Source organism: Phaeobacter piscinae, assembly GCF_002407245.1.
GTDB lineage: Bacteria > Pseudomonadota > Alphaproteobacteria > Rhodobacterales > Rhodobacteraceae > Phaeobacter > Phaeobacter piscinae.
The window spans coordinates 3020712-3035311 of the sequence record NZ_CP010681.1; the positions used below are offsets into that span (position 1 = coordinate 3020712).

The 14600-nt window shown below is 58.0% G+C and carries 26 protein-coding genes; 1 reads left to right on the forward strand and 25 read right to left on the reverse strand.

Annotated elements, in window-relative coordinates:
* Positions 1-79: 79 nt before the first annotated feature.
* From rpsK to phaeop14_RS14335, 20 genes are all read right to left on the reverse strand, one after another.
* Positions 80-469 carry a 30S ribosomal protein S11 gene (gene rpsK / locus phaeop14_RS14240; RefSeq protein ID WP_014875982.1) on the reverse strand — a complete coding sequence of 130 codons (390 nt, stop codon included), beginning with the start codon at positions 467-469 and terminating at the stop codon, positions 80-82.
* A gap of 15 nt (positions 470-484) precedes the next feature.
* Positions 485-853 carry a 30S ribosomal protein S13 gene (gene rpsM, locus phaeop14_RS14245; RefSeq protein WP_014875983.1) on the reverse strand — a complete coding sequence of 123 codons (369 nt, stop codon included), beginning with the start codon at positions 851-853 and terminating at the stop codon, positions 485-487.
* A gap of 331 nt (positions 854-1184) precedes the next feature.
* Complete coding sequence (locus tag phaeop14_RS14250; protein WP_096789926.1) at positions 1185-1832, reverse strand: adenylate kinase; 648 nt, start codon at positions 1830-1832, stop codon at positions 1185-1187.
* On the reverse strand, positions 1829-3193 hold the full coding sequence (secY, locus tag phaeop14_RS14255; protein ID WP_040174793.1) for a preprotein translocase subunit SecY: 1365 nt from the start codon (positions 3191-3193) through the stop codon (positions 1829-1831). Before secY ends, phaeop14_RS14250 begins: the two co-directional genes overlap by 4 nt.
* 110 nt (positions 3194-3303) lie before the next feature.
* A complete protein-coding gene (gene rplO / locus phaeop14_RS14260; RefSeq protein WP_040174795.1) occupies positions 3304-3774 on the reverse strand; it encodes a 50S ribosomal protein L15 in 471 nt (156 codons plus the stop codon).
* 628 nt (positions 3775-4402) lie between these two features.
* Positions 4403-4618 (reverse strand): DUF1127 domain-containing protein, encoded by a 216-nt coding sequence (locus phaeop14_RS14265; protein WP_040174801.1) that lies wholly within the window; start codon positions 4616-4618, stop codon positions 4403-4405.
* Positions 4619-4961: 343 nt separating this feature from the next.
* Positions 4962-5150, reverse strand: coding sequence for a 50S ribosomal protein L30 (gene rpmD, locus phaeop14_RS14270; protein ID WP_014875992.1), 189 nt, complete (start codon positions 5148-5150; stop codon positions 4962-4964).
* Positions 5151-5162: 12 nt separating this feature from the next.
* Positions 5163-5729, reverse strand: a complete 567-nt coding sequence (rpsE, locus tag phaeop14_RS14275) for a 30S ribosomal protein S5 (protein ID WP_014875993.1) — start codon at positions 5727-5729, stop codon at positions 5163-5165.
* Positions 5730-5896: 167 nt separating this feature from the next.
* Positions 5897-6256: a 50S ribosomal protein L18 gene (gene rplR / locus phaeop14_RS14280; RefSeq protein ID WP_014875994.1), complete on the reverse strand. Its 360-nt coding sequence runs from the start codon at positions 6254-6256 to the stop codon at positions 5897-5899.
* A gap of 11 nt (positions 6257-6267) precedes the next feature.
* Positions 6268-6801, reverse strand: coding sequence for a 50S ribosomal protein L6 (rplF, locus tag phaeop14_RS14285; RefSeq protein WP_014875995.1), 534 nt, complete (start codon positions 6799-6801; stop codon positions 6268-6270).
* Between the two features lie 12 nt (positions 6802-6813).
* Positions 6814-7206 (reverse strand): 30S ribosomal protein S8, encoded by a 393-nt coding sequence (gene rpsH / locus phaeop14_RS14290; RefSeq protein WP_014875996.1) that lies wholly within the window; start codon positions 7204-7206, stop codon positions 6814-6816.
* Positions 7207-7219: 13 nt separating this feature from the next.
* Positions 7220-7525: a 30S ribosomal protein S14 gene (rpsN, locus tag phaeop14_RS14295; RefSeq protein WP_040174804.1), complete on the reverse strand. Its 306-nt coding sequence runs from the start codon at positions 7523-7525 to the stop codon at positions 7220-7222.
* 18 nt (positions 7526-7543) lie between these two features.
* Entirely contained in the window at positions 7544-8107 is a 564-nt protein-coding gene (gene rplE, locus phaeop14_RS14300; protein ID WP_040180838.1) for a 50S ribosomal protein L5, read from the reverse strand.
* Positions 8100-8411: a 50S ribosomal protein L24 gene (gene rplX / locus phaeop14_RS14305; RefSeq protein WP_014875998.1), complete on the reverse strand. Its 312-nt coding sequence runs from the start codon at positions 8409-8411 to the stop codon at positions 8100-8102. The genes rplE and rplX overlap by 8 nt, the downstream gene beginning before the upstream one ends.
* Positions 8412-8413: 2 nt before the next feature.
* The gene (gene rplN / locus phaeop14_RS14310; protein WP_005621870.1) at positions 8414-8782 is read right to left on the reverse strand and encodes a 50S ribosomal protein L14; all 369 of its coding nucleotides are present in this window, start codon (positions 8780-8782) and stop codon (positions 8414-8416) included.
* Between the two features lie 100 nt (positions 8783-8882).
* A complete protein-coding gene (gene rpsQ / locus phaeop14_RS14315; RefSeq protein WP_014875999.1) occupies positions 8883-9113 on the reverse strand; it encodes a 30S ribosomal protein S17 in 231 nt (76 codons plus the stop codon).
* A gap of 12 nt (positions 9114-9125) precedes the next feature.
* On the reverse strand, positions 9126-9326 hold the full coding sequence (rpmC, locus tag phaeop14_RS14320) for a 50S ribosomal protein L29 (protein ID WP_014876000.1): 201 nt from the start codon (positions 9324-9326) through the stop codon (positions 9126-9128).
* Between the two features lie 214 nt (positions 9327-9540).
* The gene (locus tag phaeop14_RS14325) at positions 9541-9906 is read right to left on the reverse strand and encodes a hypothetical protein (protein WP_096789927.1); all 366 of its coding nucleotides are present in this window, start codon (positions 9904-9906) and stop codon (positions 9541-9543) included.
* Positions 9907-9979: 73 nt separating this feature from the next.
* A complete protein-coding gene (locus phaeop14_RS14330) occupies positions 9980-10324 on the reverse strand; it encodes a hypothetical protein (protein WP_123580077.1) in 345 nt (114 codons plus the stop codon).
* A 67-nt stretch (positions 10325-10391) separates the two neighbouring features.
* The gene (locus phaeop14_RS14335) at positions 10392-11012 is read right to left on the reverse strand and encodes a TIGR02466 family protein (protein WP_096789929.1); all 621 of its coding nucleotides are present in this window, start codon (positions 11010-11012) and stop codon (positions 10392-10394) included.
* Positions 11013-11134: 122 nt separating this feature from the next.
* On the opposite strand from phaeop14_RS14335, the gene phaeop14_RS14340 reads away from it, so the two are divergent.
* Positions 11135-11602: a DM13 domain-containing protein gene (locus phaeop14_RS14340; RefSeq protein ID WP_096789930.1), complete on the forward strand. Its 468-nt coding sequence runs from the start codon at positions 11135-11137 to the stop codon at positions 11600-11602.
* Between the two features lie 118 nt (positions 11603-11720).
* Here phaeop14_RS14340 and rplP read toward each other — a convergent pair whose 3' ends face one another.
* Genes rplP through rplB form a run of 5 tightly spaced genes read right to left on the reverse strand, consistent with a single transcriptional unit; the run spans position 11721 to position 14362 of the window.
* Complete coding sequence (rplP, locus tag phaeop14_RS14345) at positions 11721-12134, reverse strand: 50S ribosomal protein L16 (RefSeq protein WP_014876004.1); 414 nt, start codon at positions 12132-12134, stop codon at positions 11721-11723.
* 12 nt (positions 12135-12146) lie between these two features.
* Positions 12147-12854 (reverse strand): 30S ribosomal protein S3, encoded by a 708-nt coding sequence (gene rpsC / locus phaeop14_RS14350; protein WP_024095828.1) that lies wholly within the window; start codon positions 12852-12854, stop codon positions 12147-12149.
* Positions 12854-13234, reverse strand: coding sequence for a 50S ribosomal protein L22 (gene rplV, locus phaeop14_RS14355; protein ID WP_008560423.1), 381 nt, complete (start codon positions 13232-13234; stop codon positions 12854-12856). The genes rpsC and rplV overlap by 1 nt, the downstream gene beginning before the upstream one ends.
* A 3-nt stretch (positions 13235-13237) precedes the next feature.
* The gene (gene rpsS / locus phaeop14_RS14360; protein ID WP_005980699.1) at positions 13238-13516 is read right to left on the reverse strand and encodes a 30S ribosomal protein S19; all 279 of its coding nucleotides are present in this window, start codon (positions 13514-13516) and stop codon (positions 13238-13240) included.
* 3 nt (positions 13517-13519) lie between these two features.
* The gene (gene rplB / locus phaeop14_RS14365) at positions 13520-14362 is read right to left on the reverse strand and encodes a 50S ribosomal protein L2 (RefSeq protein WP_040174830.1); all 843 of its coding nucleotides are present in this window, start codon (positions 14360-14362) and stop codon (positions 13520-13522) included.
* Between the last annotated feature and the right edge of the window lie 238 nt (positions 14363-14600).

The following is a 14600-nucleotide window of genomic DNA, read 5'->3' on the forward strand; positions in this document are numbered from 1 at the left end:
AGGTACAGACGCCCGAGGTTTCAAATGGCGTACTGGGGCCTTGCAGAAATCGCAAAGCCCCAGCAAAAATCAGTGTCGCTTAGACGCGACGGCGCTTCGGCGGACGGCAGCCGTTGTGCGCGATCGGGGTCACATCACGGATCGAGGTGATGTTGAAGCCCACTGCGGCCAGAGCGCGCAGTGCGGATTCACGGCCCGAACCGGGACCCTGAACTTCGACTTCCAGAGTTTTAACGCCGTGTTCCTGCGCCTTTTTGCCTGCGTCTTCAGCAGCCATCTGAGCCGCATAAGGAGTCGATTTACGCGACCCTTTGAAGCCCATGGTGCCTGCGGAGGACCAGGAAATCGCATTGCCTTGCACGTCCGAGATCAGGATCTTGGTGTTGTTGAACGAGGAGTTCACATGTGCAACGCCGGAGGCGATGTTCTTGCGCTCTTTGCGCTTGGTACGAGTCTTATCGCGTGCCATTGATCAAACCCTCCCTTATTTCTTCTTACCAGCAATGGCCTTTGCGGGGCCTTTGCGAGTACGAGCGTTGGTGTGGGTACGCTGACCGCGAACGGGCAGGTTACGACGATGGCGCAGACCGCGGTAGCAGCCGAGGTCCATCAGACGCTTGATGTTCATCTGAACTTCACGGCGCAGGTCGCCTTCGACGGTGTAGTTGGCGTCGATGTGCTCACGCACGGCCAGAACTTCAGCGTCGGACAGCTCGTTTACACGACGGGTTGCGTCGATGCCTACGGCTTCGCAGATGGCTTCAGCAGAGGTCGTGCCAATGCCAGTGATATAGGTGAGGGCGATCGGTACCCGCTTTGCAGTCGGGATGTTTACGCCGGCAATACGTGCCACGTGTCACTTTCCTTTTCGTTGCGGTTCCGTAGCGCCGGAACCTTTTTTCACAACGCTTGACCTTGGCAGTGTCGCCCGTTGGTCCAGCATTTCGAGGTGGTCAGGGCGGCAGAAATTGCACGCACCTGTGATGATTCCCAGAAGGGATGGGGTTCCCTATGTGGAAATCGCACTATGGTCAACCCGTCGGCAAGACTGGGGCCGAAGTTTCCCCCAAGGTCAACCTCCCGCAGCGCAATTTGTGAGGTATTTCTGCCAGCACGCGACCACGTACAAAAACGCCCCGGCCGGTGTGGCGCGGGGCGTTTTCAAATCCAAACGGATCAGGCCATCAGTCACCCATGATCCAGCCGAGGTTTTTGCGGACCTCTTCGATGGACGCCAGACCGTCGAGGCGCTGCAGGTTGCCCTTGGCATAGTAATAGCCGATCAGCGGCGAGGTCTTCTTGTAGTATTCCATCAGACGGGTGCGGAGGCTTTCCTCGTTGTCATCCGGGCGGCGTTTCTGGCTGGTGCCACCGCAATTGGTGCATTTGCCATCCTCAGGCCAGGGCTTGGTCTCGTCGTGATAGACCTCACCGCAATCGCCACAGGTGGAGCGACCGGTGATGCGGGCGACCAATGCGGTGTCATCCACCTGCATCTCAATCACCGCATCCAGTTTCTGACCAGTTTCGCGCAGCAGTTCCGCCAGCGCATCCGCCTGAGCGAGTGTGCGGGGGAAGCCGTCGAAGATAAAGCCGCCCTCGGCCCCCTCTTCGATCTTCTCACGGATCAGACCGATCACGATGCGATCCGTGACCAGCTCACCGCGGGCGATCACTGCGGCAACCCGCTGGCCCATTTCACTGCCCGACGCCTGCGCATCGCGCAGCATGTCGCCGGTGCTCAGCTGAACCATATTGCGAGATTCAACCAGGTAACGGGCTTGTGTTCCCTTGCCCGCGCCGGGCGGGCCCAGAAGGATAATATTGCTCATCGGCGTGCAGGTCCCCGTCGTGTCCGTTTCTTATTCCGACCGCGCAGCTGGCTCTTTTCAATGAGACCTTCGTATTGATGCGCAAGCAGGTGGCTTTGTGCCTGTTGAATGGTGTCCATCACAACAGAAACCACAATCAACACGGAGGTACCGCCAAAGTAAACCGGGATTGCAAGCTGACCGCGCAGGATTTCCGGTAGTAGACAGACAGCAGCCAGATAGGCGGAGCCCAGGACCAGCACACGGTTGACCACATATTCGAGGTATTCCGCGGTCTTTTTGCCGGGGCGGATGCCGGGGACAAAACCGTTCTGGTTCTTCAGGTTATTGGCCACCTCGTCAGGTTTGAAGGACACGTTGAAGGTGTAGAAATAGGCAAAGAACACGATCATGCCGACGAAGAACAACAGGTAGAGCGGCTGACCGGGGCCGAAGTTGGCCAGCAGCCAAGACATAATCGGACCGCTGGTTGCATTCGACGAGAAGGTGGAGATGGTCACCGGCAGCAGCAGCAAGGACGAAGCGAAGATTGCGGGAATCACACCTGCCGGGTTCACCTTGACCGGCAGGTGGCTGGAACCACCGTCATAGACCTTCATGCCGACCTGACGGCGCGGATACTGGATGTGGATCTTGCGCAGGGCGCGTTCCATGAACACCACGAACATGATGATCGCGATCATCATCAGGATTACCGCGATAATCACTGCCGGGCTAATGGCACCGGAGCGGCCGGAGGCCAGGAACTGGGCAATTGCGGCGGGCACCTCGGCGATGATGCCAACGAAGATGATCAGGGAGATACCATTGCCGATGCCGCGCTGGGTGATCTGCTCGCCGAGCCACATCAGGAACATGGTGCCGCCGACCAGCGTGATCATGCAGGCGAGACGGAAATACAGGCCCGGATCCGTCGCCAGATCGCCCGATTCGAGCGACACAGCGAGGCCATAGGCCTGCGCCGTGGCCAGAAGCACGGTGCCGTAACGGGTGTATTGGTTGATTTTCTTGCGGCCCTGCTCGCCCTCTTTTTTGAGCTGTTCGAGCGCCGGGACCATCGAGGTCAGCAGCTGCACAATGATCGACGCCGAAATATAGGGCATGATGCCAAGTGCAAAGATGCCCATACGGCCAAGCGCACCGCCGGTGAACATGGACACCATGCCCCCGATGCCCTGCCCTGCCGAGGTCATGAACTGGCGCAGAGCATCCGCATCAATCCCCGGAACGGGAATATAGGTGCCCAGGCGATAGACAATCAAAAGCCCGAGCGTAAACAGGATGCGGTTGCGCAGATCCGTGGCTTTGCCAAGAGCGGCCCAGCTGGTGTTCGCCGCCATTTGTTCTGCTGCTGATACCATAAAAAAGGTCTCTTCTTGCGAAAACGCCGCCCAGGGCCGTTTTCCGGCTCGGGCGGCGTTAATGGAAAACTGAAGACTATGTAAGCGGCATCGGCGCCGCTCACAAGCTGTTACTCAGCTGCGGCAGTGTTTGCCACGGTCAGGGCGCCACCAGCCTTTGCGACCGCGTCAACGGCGGCCTTGGAGGCGCCGGTCACAGCGATGGTTGCCTTGGCAGTGAAGTCACCCTTTGCCAGAACGCGGATACCGTCCAGTTTACGGCGTACCAGACCCGAAGAAATCAGGGTATCTTCGGTGATGGAACCGGCTTCCAGCTTGCCTTCGTCGATGAATTTCTGGATCAGGCCCAGGTTCACAACGGCGTAGGACTTACGGTTCGGCTTGTTGAAGCCACGCTTCGGCAGGCGTTGGTAGAGGGGCATCTGGCCGCCTTCGTAGCCATTGATCGAAACACCCGAACGGGATTTCTGACCTTTGATACCACGGCCACCCATTTTACCTTTACCGGAACCCGGACCACGGGCAACGCGCATACGTTTTTTGGCGGCGCCTGGATTGTCGCGCAGTTCATTGAGTTTCATATCGCTTCTCCTTTGCCGGAAGTGCCCCCGAAGCGGATTAGGGCAGACACGGCGTTTCTTGGTTTTATGATTCTGTGTCCCGCAGGACCACCGGGGGCGTATAGACCCGATGCGGAGCGGGATCAAGGGTGCAATATGGCTGGCAACTGGCTCCCAAAGGCGCACAGCCAGACGCAGCGCCGGGGCCTCTGCCCTGCCGGTTGCGTGTTATTCTGCTACCTCATGGTTCCGTTGCGTTTGTGGCCGACCATAAAGGGTGGCGGCGCCGCCGGGGTATGTGGGACGGGATCTCTCCCGTGCGAGGATAATATTATCGTGCTTCCCGACTGCCACGCCGGGGCCCTGGTCATCGGTGCCGGGGGTGTCAGGCCCGGCGGGTGATCGCGATCCTGTGCAGGATGCCACAGGCGCATGAACGGATCATGGAGCGGGCGGGCGCTGGGGTCGCAACGGCCAGCTACTGGCCAACACCCGGCCTCTTATTGGCCCGCCGCCTCAGAAACCAAAAACGCCCCCGCAAAGCGGAGGCGCGTCCAGTCCGGCCCCTGAGGGAGGAGAGAGAGCCAGTCTGACACTTGGGCAACCCAGGGGCGGCAGCAATACTGCGATCAGCCCCGGATGGCAAAGCTCAGTGGCCGTAGGCCTGAACATGAGCGATCTGCGGAATATCGCAGCGACGCACGCCGATGTCGGCCAGATCGCGGTTGGAAAGGCTGTCCAGCTCAGCGAAGGTGCGTTTGTACTCGGCGCGACGCGCCCAGCTATCCTTGATCTCTTCTGCCAGGCCGCGCAGGCGGGTGATCAGATTGAAGCCAGTGTCGGTGGTGTTGATGACATGTGCCATGGTATTGGTCCTTTCTCTGGCCGGACGAATTTCCGGCTGTTCTCAATTGTGTCTGTTTCAGTGACACCCGTGAGATAGGCGCAAATGTTTGCGCAAACAACTGACAGCTCGGACTGCCCGCTATGCATGCCAAGCATAGGAGGTGACTCAAACGTCAACCCGCCCGTCCGGGCTGCGTTCTGGGGTTTCTGCACCCCTCTGGACCCGTGGACCCGGGGGCGCACAGCCCCAACAGACATCGGCGTGAGAGCCTGACATACATGAGCACCAGGTTGGCCAGAAAAAGAAAAAAGCGCCCCGAAATCGGGGCGCTTTCTGTATTCTTGGCTCATGCGAGAGAGGCTTAGTCGCGCTCTTCGATGATCTCAACCAGATGCGAGATCTTGTTGACCATACCGCGTACGGAAGGGGTATCTTCCAGTTCGCGAGTCTTGTGCATCTTGTTCAGGCCCAGGCCAACGAGGGTAGCGCGCTGGTCTGCGGGGCGGCGGATCGGGGAACCGATCTGCTTAACAACGATGGTTTTTGCCATGTGTCCGTCTCCTTACGCTTCTGCTTCAGCGGCAGGTGCTTCATCCCGCTTGGGCAGGATGTCGGCGACTTTTTTGCCACGACGCTGAGCAACCGAACGAGGCGACTGCTCTTTTTTCAGACCGTCCATAGTGGCGCGGATCATGTTGTAGGGGTTCTGCGAACCGATCGACTTCGAAACAACGTCTTTGACGCCGAGCATTTCGAAGACAGCACGCATCGGACCACCTGCGATGATACCGGTACCTTCAGGGGCGGTGCGCATGACAACTTTGCCTGCGCCGTGACGGCCGTGCATGTCGTGATGCAGGGTGCGGCCTTCTTTCAGCTGCACACGGATCATCTGACGCTTGGCCTGCTCGGTGGCTTTACGAATGGCCTCGGGGACCTCTTTCGCTTTACCTTTACCGAAGCCGACGCGGCCTTTCTGATCGCCAACAACCACAAGAGCGGCGAAGCCAAAGCGCTTACCACCTTTTACGGTTTTCGACACCCGGTTGATCGCGACCAGACGGTCAGCAAATTCCGGTGTTTCTTCTTCGCGGCGGCCACGGCCACGGCGATTTTCACGTTCTGCCATGAGGCAATCCTTTTTTCTGGCGACAAGCGCCTGACGTATACTCAATCCAGGTGGGCAAGGGCCGAACCGGCCCACCCCCGGATCATCGGGATGGCGCGAACGCCATCCACCTTGACTTAGGGTGCGCCCCGCGTTCCCGGACAACCGAAAACACAGGGCGCAGATCCTTAGATCTTCAGGCCGCCTTCACGCGCAGCGTCGGCCAGAGCCTTCACCTTGCCGTGAAACAGGAAGCCGCCACGATCGAAATAGGCCTCGGAGACGCCTGCCGCCTTGGCGCGCTCGGCAATAACCGAACCCACTTTGGTGGCTGCTTCGACGTTGTTCTTGCCAACGAGACCCAGGTCTTTTTCCAGGGTCGATGCCGAAGCGAGGGTCACACCACGTACGTCGTCGATCAGTTGAACAGAGATGTTCTTGTTCGAACGGTGCACGGACAGGCGCGGACGGCCTGCGTTGACCTTGCGAAGCTTGTTCCGGACGCGCAGCCGGCGCTTCAGAAACAGGGTGCGTTTGCTGTTTGCCATTTTGCTGGTCCTTACTTCTTCTTGCCTTCCTTGCGGAAGATAAACTCGCCTTTGTAGCGAATGCCTTTGCCTTTGTAGGGCTCGGGACGACGCCAGTCGCGGATTTTGGCCGCAACTTCGCCAACGAGTTGTTGATCATTACCTTCGACAACGATTTCAGTCTGCTTCGGAGCGGTAATGGTGATACCTTCCGGGGCAGTGAAATCAACGTCGTGGCTGTAGCCCAGGTTCAGCTTCAGGGTGTTGCCCTGCATCTGAGCCCGGTAACCCACACCCTGGATCTCCAGCTCTTTTTTGAAGCCGGAGGTCACGCCTGCAACCAGGTTTGCGACCATGGTGCGGGACATGCCCCACTGCTGGCGCGCGCGCTTGGATTTGCCGCGGGGGTCCACTTTGACGACATTATCGTCAACCGTCAGGGTGACGTCGTCGGTCGCGGTGAAGGTACGGGCGCCTTTCGGGCCTTTAACTTCGATGGTCTGGCCGGACACAGAAGCAGTTACGCCGCTGGGAAGTTCGACCGGTTTTTTACCAATACGGGACATCGTGGGGCCTCCTTAGAAGACGGTGCAGAGCACTTCGCCGCCAACGTTGGCTGCGCGTGCGCTTGCGTCCGACATCACACCCTTGGGGGTGGAGACAATCGACACACCCAGGCCCTGACGGACCGACGGGATGTCATTGACGCCCATGTAAACGCGACGACCGGGTTTGGAGACCCGCTTCAGTTCACGAATGACAGGTTCGCCGTCGAAGTACTTCAGGCTGATTTCGAGAGCCGGGTGGCCCTTTGCATCAGTCGCAGACTCATAACCGCGGATGTAACCCTCTTGCTTGAGCACATCCAGAACCCATGCACGCAGCTTGGAAGCCGGTGTCATGACAGTGGATTTGCCGCGCATTTGCGAGTTACGGATACGGGTGAGCATATCGCCGATAGGATCGTTCATATCAGTCTCTCCCTTACCAGCTCGATTTCACCATGCCGGGGATCTGGCCATTCGAGCCCAGTTCCCGCAGAGCGATACGGCTGATCTTCAGCTTACGGTAGTAAGCGTGAGGACGGCCGGTCAGCTGGCAGCGATTGTGCAGACGGGTTGCCGACGAGTTACGCGGCAGTTTCGCCAGTTCGAGGCGCGCTTTAAAACGCTCTTCCATCGGGCGAGATTCGTCGTTTGCGATTTCTTTCAGCTCGGCACGCTTTGCGGCGTATTTTGCCACCAGGCGCTCGCGCTTCTTCTCGCGTTCGATCATGCTTTTCTTAGCCATGTCTCTTCCTTCCCGCGCTTAGCTGTTGAAGGGCATGTTGAATGCTTTCAACAGCGCCTTGGCTTCCGCGTCGGTGTTCGCGGTGGTGGCAATCACGATGTCCATACCCCAGGGTTCGTCGATCTTGTCGAAGTCGATCTCGGGGAAGACCATGTGCTCTTTCAGACCCATGGCGTAGTTGCCACGGCCGTCAAAAGACGTGCCCGAAACGCCGCGGAAGTCGCGGATACGGGGCATCGCGATGGTGGTCAGACGGTCGAGGAATTCATACATCCGGTCGCCGCGCAGAGTCACCTTTGCGCCCATCGGCATGCCTTCGCGAACGCGGAAGCCAGCGATGGAGTTCTTTGCCACGGTGGTCAGAGCTTTCTGGCCCGCGATTGCGGTCAGGTCAGCCTGAGCAGACTTGGCTTTCTTGCTGTCTTTGACGGCAGCACGGCCGCAGCCGATGTTCAGAACGATTTTCTCCAGCTTGGGGATCATCATCTCGTTCTTGTAGCCGAACTCTTCTTTCAGGGCGCCACGGATGGAGTCCTTGTAGAGAGTTTTCAGACGCGGGGTGTAGGTTGCGTTATCAAGCATCGATCACGTCCCCCGTGGTTTTAGCGAAGCGCACTTTCTTGTCGCCTTCCATGCGGAAGCCAACGCGGGTTGCTTTGCCATTTGCGTCCAGCAGAGCCAGGTTCGACAGCTGGATCGGCAGTGCCTTAGGCAGACGGCCACCCTGGTCGGACTGGGTCTGACGGGTGTGGCGGATTGCCATGTTCACACCGTCAACGATGGCTTTGCCAGCTTTGGGGTCAACGGAGGCAATGGTGCCTTCTTTGCCCTTATCCTTGCCGGCCAGCACGACGACCTTGTCGCCTTTGCGGAGTTTAGCAGCCATGATTACAGCACCTCCGGAGCGAGCGAGATGATCTTCATGAAGTTTTTCGCGCGCAGTTCACGAACAACCGGGCCAAAGATACGGGTACCTACCGGCTCGTTGTTGTTGTTCAGGATGACAGCTGCATTGCGGTCAAAACGGATTGCGGTGCCGTCTTCACGACGGACCTCTTTGGCGGTGCGTACGACGACGGCCTTGCGGACGTCCCCTTTTTTCACGCGGCCGCGCGGGATGGCTTCCTTGACCGAGACGACGATGATGTCGCCTACGGATGCGTATTTACGCTTGGAACCACCCAGAACCTTGATGCACTGAACTCGGCGAGCGCCGGAGTTGTCAGCAACATCCAGGTTTGTTTGCATCTGGATCATGTGGTTTCTCCCGACCTTTGGGGCGCCGATGCGTGGCGTGATCCCCCAGGGTTTCGACTTTGCTGTTCAGCCCAGTCGCCAGGAGTCTCGGATGAGACTCTTAGGCTTCCAGAACTTCCCAGCGTTTCGTTTTCGATTTCGGCGCGCATTCGATGATGCGTACGGAGTCGCCGACCTTGAAAGCGTTCTGTTCATCGTGAGCCCGGTATTTCTTGGACTTACGGATGGTTTTCTTCAGAACCGGATGCGTAAAGCGGCGCTCTACGGAAACGGTGACGGTCTGTGCGTTGGCGTCGGAGGTCACAACGCCGGACAGGATACGTTTAGGCATTCGAGAAGCTCCTTATTCAGCTGCTGCTGCAGCTTTTTCGTTCAGGATGGTTTTGACGCGTGCAGCATTGCGGCGAGCCGCCTTGATGCCTGCGGTCGATTCCAGCTGACCGGTTGCCTGCTGAAAACGCAGGTTGAAGCTCTCTTTTTTCAGGGATGCGAGGGTATCGCGGAGTTCATCCACGGTTTTCTCGCGCAGATCATTGGCGTTCATCGCCTTTGTTCCTTGTCCTAAGCACCAGAAGGCCCCGAATGGGTCACCTTGTTACCTGGTGGGTTATGTCACACCGCGCCAAAAGACGCGGCAAAAAGAATCACCAGCCCCGGATCCAGACAGATCAAGGGTCAGGCGATGGGTCCACTTACAGGAGGTGGGCGGTCGGAGCAAGGGCGAAGTTTGCGACACCGTTTGCACCCGGTCACAGCGTTTAGCGCAGTGCCCGAACCCGCGTTAAGATCGTATCAAATTGCCACCCGTTTTGCAGCCGTGCAAGCCACAGACGTTTGCTTATCCCAGAAATCATCACCGCGCGCCGTCTCGCCTTAACACGCTGAATATCCTGAATGCCGATCTGATCGGCAATGCCCTGCTTTTCAACAATCAACACGCGCCGCGTGGTGATGATGTAGGTGACCGAGCGAAAGGCGCGATGGATGAACAGCCAGATCACCAGTGCCACTGGTGCGCAAAGCACGATGACGATTATCTCGCTCAGTGTTGGCGCTATGCGGGCGTGAGTGGCATAGACAACTTGCTCACCATCACTGAGTTCAATTGCCGCGTGATGGTACATCTGGATCACTTGCCGGTCTTCATTTGGATTTTACCCCACCGGGGATGACGGCGGGGCAAAGGGAACTCACAGATTATTTGCAGTCATACCAGATAGTCGTCGCGGGTCGCTGCGTTCCATTTGCCAAAGTCGCAACGCTCGCCTTCGGGGCCTTATACACGGTTAAGACAGGCTCACCGATACGTTCGCAGTAGCCCGCTACACGACGATCAATAGCTTTAGAGCTAACTTCATTCTTGAAGTAGATGATCTGCAAGAATGAGCCGACAGGGAGAGCCAGATGGATCCCCGTTCGATCAGCAGGATTAGGAAAAACCTGCGCAATGAGAGACCCACGTCGCATCGCTGCTTTCTCAGAATCAACGCAGGCTGACAGCGCCATCAGGGATACAGAAGCAAGAATTAGAATTGATTTCATTTAGTCAGCCATCCTTTTAGGTTGTGCACCCTGCATAGTTACCATCGCTGCAGGCGCAACCCAAGATTCACTCCCAGCGGTAATTAAAACTCACCGAGACGCGCTCGTCTTCGGACATGTTCATCGGCACCTCATGGCGGATGAAGCTCTCCCAGAGCAGCACATCGCCGACATTAGGCTTCTGGTAGACAAAGCTCTTCAGCTCCTGCCGGCACTCCTTAGTGCGCGGCGGATGCGCCATCATCATGGCGTGGCGCGGATCTTCCAGCTTCAGCGCGGAAGCCCCGTCCGGCATCGACACATAGGTGGTGCCGGAAATCACCGAATGGGGGTGGATGTGGCTGGCATGGGTGCCGCCTTCGGGCAGGATGTTGATCCAGAGATCCTCAAGCACCAAGGCGCGACCGTCGAGATCGAGCTCCAGATCCTTGGCAAAGGCCGCGACATGCAGGTCCAGCGATTTCACCAGGTCAGCGAAGATCGGGAAGCGCCAGGGCAGATCCGTCAACGAGGCATAGGAGGTGTAGCCGGGATAGCCGTTCTCCTCGCACCAGTCCTGGCCGGCATCGTCGTCTTGCGCGATCACGAAGCAGGAGTTTTCAAGTTCACCGGCGTCGACCTTGGGTCCATGTTCGGACAGGGCTGCGCGGTAGAGACGGGTTACGAAGAGGGAATCTATCTGTGCCATACCCGTCCTTTAGCGCAACACAGCGTGAAGTACGAGATGCTTTGCCAGCTCCTATGCACCCGCATCTTCCCATTTCCTCTGCGGACTGGCTAGTCTGATCCCATCCGAAAAAGGAACATGATATGCGCTGGATTTTGAGACTGCTGAGCCACGGTATCACGCTGGCGATCGGCTTTGCCTTGGGGATTTACATGCTGCCCATTCTGACCGCTCCGGATAGCCCCGATACCGCAACTCTGACCGCCAGTGCGGACGGCGCGACATATACGGGCAGCTTCACCCGCGATCTGGCCGGTAGCGATTTCCTGCATTGGGGCACCGGCCGTGTTAGCCTGTCGCCGCAGCAGATCACCCATATGGGCGCGCTGGCACCGGGTCCGGATTACAAGCTCTACCTCGCGCCGGAGTTTGTCGAGGACGAAGCGGGCTTTGAGGCAATCAAGGCCACCTCAGCCCGCGTCGGCGATGTGAAGATGTTCGACGGTCTGATCCTAGCTATCCCCGAGGGTATCAATATCGAGGAGTACACCACAGTGGTGATCTGGTGCGAAACCTTCGCAGAGTTCATCACCGCAGCGCAGTATCGCTGATCTGGCCGGGCCGAGCGGGGCGGACAACTGCCCGCCTTTTTTGATTTCATAAGAAAACCCCCGCCGATTGCTCAGCGGGGGTCTTTTTTTCTAATCGAATGCGCGGATGCGCAAGCGATTACCAGTCTTCGCGAACCACGACGCGGGTCTTGACCGGCAGCTTCATCGCGGCCAGGCGCAGGGCCTCACGTGCGATGTCGTCATTGACGCCGTCGATCTCAAACATCACGCGGCCGGGCTTCACTTTGCAAGCCCAGTAATCCACGGAACCTTTACCTTTACCCATACGAACTTCGACGGGCTTGGAGGTCACCGGGGTATCCGGGAAGATGCGGATCCAGACACGACCCTGACGCTTCATGTGGCGGGTCATGGCACGACGAGCAGCCTCAATCTGACGCGCGGTGACGCGCTCAGGAGTGGTTGCCTTCAGGCCATAGGTGCCGAAGTTCAGGTCCGAACCGCCTTTTGCCAGACCGGAGATCCGGCCTTTGTGCATTTTGCGGAATTTAGTACGCTTTGGTTGAAGCATGTCATCTCCTCCTTAGCGACGACCGCCTGCACCGCGAGGTGCCGGACCGTCCTGGAGTTCCTGTGCTTTACGGTCACGCGCCTGAGGATCGTGTTCCATGATCTCGCCTTTGAAGATCCAGACTTTGATCCCGATGATCCCGTAAGGGGTCATGGCTTCGGAGTGAGCGTAATCGATGTCGGCGCGCAGCGTGTGCAGCGGCACACGGCCCTCACGGTACCATTCGGTCCGTGCGATTTCAGCGCCGCCCAGACGACCAGCAACGTTCACCCGGATACCCAGGGCGCCCATGCGCATGGCGTTCTGTACGGCACGTTTCATCGCGCGACGGAAGGACACACGACGTTCCAGCTGCTGAGCGATGGACTCGCCGACCAGCTGTGCGTCGAGCTCGGGCTTGCGGACTTCAACGATGTTGAGGTGCAGTTCCGAGTCTGTCATCGAGGCGAGCTTCTTGCGCAGCACTTCGATGTCAGCACCTTTTTTACCGATGATCACGCCCGGACGCGCGGTGTGAATGGTCACACGGCACTTCTTGTGGGGGCGTTCGATGATCACGCGGGCGATGCCTGCCTGCTTGCACTCTTCCTTGATGAAATCACGGATGCGCAGGTCTTCCAGCAGCAGATCACCATAATCTTTGGTGTCGGCGTACCAACGGCTGTCCCAGGTGCGGTTGACCTGAAGGCGCATGCCGACCGGATTGACTTTATGTCCCATTAGGCTTGCTCCTCAACTTGACGCACCTTGATGGTGATCTCCGAAAACGGCTTGAGGATCTTGCCAAACCGGCCACGGGCACGAGGACGGCCGCGTTTCATGGTCAGGTTTTTACCCACATAAGCCTCGGCCACGATCAATTCATCGACGTCCAGGTTATGGTTGTTCTCGGCGTTCGCAATTGCGGACTGAAGGCATTTCTTCACGTCCTGCGCGACCCGCTTGTTGGAGAAAGTCAGATCGGTCAGAGCCTTCTCAACTTTCTTGCCACGGATCATGCCGGCGACGAGGTTCAGTTTCTGCGGGGAGGTACGGAGCATGCGCAGTTTTGCCATTGCTTCGTTGTCTGCCACGCGGCGGGGATTTTTTGCCTTGCCCATGACTTACTTCCGCTTCGCTTTTTTGTCCGCAGCGTGACCGTAATAGGTCCGAGTCGGGGAGTATTCACCGAACTTCTGACCGATCATGTCTTCCGAGACGTTGACGGGAATGTGCTTCTGACCGTTGTACACACCAAATGTCAGACCCACGAACTGGGGCAGAATGGTGGAACGACGCGACCAGATCTTGATGACTTCGTTGCGGCCCGACTCGCGCGCTGCTTCGGCTTTTTTAAGCACGTAAGCATCGACAAAGGGGCCTTTCCATACAGAGCGAGACATAGATTAACGTCCCTTCTTCTTGGCGTGGCGCGAGCGGATGATAAGCTTTTGCGACGCTTTGTTTTTGTTGCGGGTACGCTTGCCTTTGGTCGGCTTACCCCAGGGTGTCACGGGGTGACGGCCACCGGAGGTACGACCTTCACCACCACCGTGCGGGTGATCGATCGGGTTCATAACCACACCACGCACAGAAGGACGCTTGCCCTTGTGGCGCATACGGCCGGCTTTACCAAAGTTCTGGTTCGAGTTGTCGGGGTTGCTGACCGCACCAACGGTGGCCATGCATTCCTGACGAACCAGGCGCAGTTCGCCCGAGGACAGGCGGATCTGAGCGTAGCCACCATCACGACCAACGAACTGAGCGTAAGTACCGGCTGCACGGGCGATCTGGCCGCCTTTGCCGGGCTTCATTTCGATGTTGTGAACGATGGTACCGATCGGCATGCCCGAGAACGGCATTGCGTTGCCCGGCTTGATGTCGGCCTTTGCGGATGCAACGACTTGGTCACCAACTGCCAGACGCTGCGGAGCGAGGATATAGGCCTGCTCGCCGTCTTCGTATTTGATCAGCGCGATGAATGCGGTCCGGTTCGGGTCATATTCGATCCGTTCAACGGTTGCCGCGACATCAAATTTGTTCCGTTTGAAGTCAACGATCCGGTAGAGACGCTTTGCGCCGCCGCCACGACGACGTGAAGTGATCCGTCCGGTGTTGTTCCGGCCGCCCGATTTGGTCAGACCCTCAGTGAGAGATTTGACCGGACGCCCTTTCCAAAGCTCCGAACGGTCGATCAGAACCAGCCCACGCTGGCCCGGCGTCGTCGGCTTATACGACTTGAGTGCCATGCTTTCTGTCTTCCGTTTAGCGTGCAGACCCTTAGGTTTTTGTCTTTGGGTCCGCTATGTGTAAGCCCCCCGCCCGGTTGTCCCAAGATGAGACGCCCTACTAGGGTGGCCAGATTATAGGGCCCCGAAGGTCCCCAGGTTCGAACATCCTGACAAACGTAATAACCCCGGAGCGAATCCGGGGTCGTCAGGATTGCTGCGACTTAGCAGAGGTTGGGAGGGGTGGCAATGGGGAAGC

What these genes read in the sequence shown, in the direction of transcription:
- phaeop14_RS14265 (WP_040174801.1), bottom strand. Translation starts at nt 4,618, where the DNA reads ATGGCACATGTCATCAACACCACCGACACTGGCTTCAATCTGATCACC.
- phaeop14_RS14335 (WP_096789929.1), bottom strand. Translation starts at nt 11,012, where the DNA reads ATGGCACAGATAGATTCCCTCTTCGTAACCCGTCTCTACCGCGCAGCC.
- rplV (WP_008560423.1), bottom strand. Translation starts at nt 13,234, where the DNA reads ATGGGCAAGGCAAAAAATCCCCGCCGCGTGGCAGACAACGAAGCAATG.
- rpsN (WP_040174804.1), bottom strand. Translation starts at nt 7,525, where the DNA reads ATGGCTAAGAAAAGCATGATCGAACGCGAGAAGAAGCGCGAGCGCCTG.
- phaeop14_RS14250 (WP_096789926.1), bottom strand. Translation starts at nt 1,832, where the DNA reads ATGAGCAATATTATCCTTCTGGGCCCGCCCGGCGCGGGCAAGGGAACA.
- rpmC (WP_014876000.1), bottom strand. Translation starts at nt 9,326, where the DNA reads ATGAACGCCAATGATCTGCGCGAGAAAACCGTGGATGAACTCCGCGAT.
- rpsE (WP_014875993.1), bottom strand. Translation starts at nt 5,729, where the DNA reads ATGGCAGAACGTGAAAATCGCCGTGGCCGTGGCCGCCGCGAAGAAGAA.
- rplB (WP_040174830.1), bottom strand. Translation starts at nt 14,362, where the DNA reads ATGGCACTCAAGTCGTATAAGCCGACGACGCCGGGCCAGCGTGGGCTG.
- rpsQ (WP_014875999.1), bottom strand. Translation starts at nt 9,113, where the DNA reads ATGCCTAAACGTATCCTGTCCGGCGTTGTGACCTCCGACGCCAACGCA.
- phaeop14_RS14325 (WP_096789927.1), bottom strand. Translation starts at nt 9,906, where the DNA reads ATGTACCATCACGCGGCAATTGAACTCAGTGATGGTGAGCAAGTTGTC.
- secY (WP_040174793.1), bottom strand. Translation starts at nt 3,193, where the DNA reads ATGGTATCAGCAGCAGAACAAATGGCGGCGAACACCAGCTGGGCCGCT.
- rplR (WP_014875994.1), bottom strand. Translation starts at nt 6,256, where the DNA reads ATGGCAAACAGCAAACGCACCCTGTTTCTGAAGCGCCGGCTGCGCGTC.
- rpsK (WP_014875982.1), bottom strand. Translation starts at nt 469, where the DNA reads ATGGCACGCGATAAGACTCGTACCAAGCGCAAAGAGCGCAAGAACATC.
- rplP (WP_014876004.1), bottom strand. Translation starts at nt 12,134, where the DNA reads ATGCTTCAACCAAAGCGTACTAAATTCCGCAAAATGCACAAAGGCCGG.
- rplN (WP_005621870.1), bottom strand. Translation starts at nt 8,782, where the DNA reads ATGATCCAGATGCAAACAAACCTGGATGTTGCTGACAACTCCGGCGCT.
- rpsS (WP_005980699.1), bottom strand. Translation starts at nt 13,516, where the DNA reads ATGTCTCGCTCTGTATGGAAAGGCCCCTTTGTCGATGCTTACGTGCTT.
- rpsC (WP_024095828.1), bottom strand. Translation starts at nt 12,854, where the DNA reads ATGGGACATAAAGTCAATCCGGTCGGCATGCGCCTTCAGGTCAACCGC.
- rpmD (WP_014875992.1), bottom strand. Translation starts at nt 5,150, where the DNA reads ATGGCAAAAACCATCGTTGTTAAGCAGATCGGTTCCCCGATCCGCCGC.
- phaeop14_RS14340 (WP_096789930.1), top strand. Translation starts at nt 11,135, where the DNA reads ATGCGCTGGATTTTGAGACTGCTGAGCCACGGTATCACGCTGGCGATC.
- phaeop14_RS14330 (WP_123580077.1), bottom strand. Translation starts at nt 10,324, where the DNA reads ATGAAATCAATTCTAATTCTTGCTTCTGTATCCCTGATGGCGCTGTCA.
- rplX (WP_014875998.1), bottom strand. Translation starts at nt 8,411, where the DNA reads ATGGCTGCTAAACTCCGCAAAGGCGACAAGGTCGTCGTGCTGGCCGGC.
- rplO (WP_040174795.1), bottom strand. Translation starts at nt 3,774, where the DNA reads ATGAAACTCAATGAACTGCGCGACAATCCAGGCGCCGCCAAAAAACGT.
- rplF (WP_014875995.1), bottom strand. Translation starts at nt 6,801, where the DNA reads ATGTCCCGTATTGGTAAAAAACCGGTCGAACTTCCCAGCGGCGTAACT.
- rpsH (WP_014875996.1), bottom strand. Translation starts at nt 7,206, where the DNA reads ATGAACGATCCTATCGGCGATATGCTCACCCGTATCCGTAACTCGCAA.
- rplE (WP_040180838.1), bottom strand. Translation starts at nt 8,107, where the DNA reads ATGCTTGATAACGCAACCTACACCCCGCGTCTGAAAACTCTCTACAAG.